General features: G+C 48.1%; 1 protein-coding gene. It reads right to left on the reverse strand.

What is annotated here, in order from left to right; genetic code table 11:
• Window positions 1–29: 29 nt before the first annotated feature.
• Window positions 30–824, reverse strand: a 795-nt coding sequence (locus tag R7Q11_RS25580) for an FAD-dependent oxidoreductase (RefSeq protein WP_225466925.1), incomplete at its 5' end; no start/stop codon positions are given.

The raw sequence follows: 824 nt of genomic DNA on the forward strand, positions 1-824 counted from the left end.
AACCTCATTATCTCAGCATTGTATGGCTACTAGAACAATCGGTTCAGCCCATTCAATGCCGCTACACGATAGGCTTCGGCCATGGTCGGGTAGTTGAAGGTAGTATTCACGAAATATTCAATCGTATTGGCTTGGCCTTTCTGTTCCATGATGGCTTGACCAATGTGGATGATTTCCGCTGCACGTTCACCAAAGCAGTGAATGCCGAGAATTTCCTTGGTTTCACGATGGAACAAAATTTTCAAACTGCCGACATCTTTGCCTGCAATTTGCGCACGGGCCAGGTGTTTGAATGAAGAGCGGCCAACTTCATAAGGCACTTTCGCTGCCGTCAGTTCTTGTTCTGTTTTACCAACAGAGCTGATTTCTGGAATGGTGTAGATGCCTGTTGGAATGTCTTCAATCAGATAGTTTTCAGCCTGACCTTTGGTGATCGCTTGTGCGACAAATCGTCCTTGGTCGTAGGCTGCGCTCGCAAGGCTAGGGTAACCAATCACATCACCTACTGCGTAAATGTGCTCAACCGCCGTTTGGTAGTTGCGGTTCACTTTAAGCTGGCCGCGAGAATCCGATTCTAGACCGACGACATCCAAACTGAGTTTGTCGGTGTTACCGGTTCTGCCGTTCGCATACAGCAAACAATCGGCGCGCATTTTCTTGCCTGACTGCAGGTGAATTATGACGCCATCTTCTGTGCCTTCGATTTTCTCGTAGGTTTCGTCGTTACGAATGACAACGCCGCTGTTCCAGAAGTGGTAAGACAGCGCATCTGACACTTCGTTATCCAAGAACTCCAACAAACGATCTCGGGTATTGATCAGGTC

The organism is Vibrio sp. 970, from assembly GCF_033339075.1.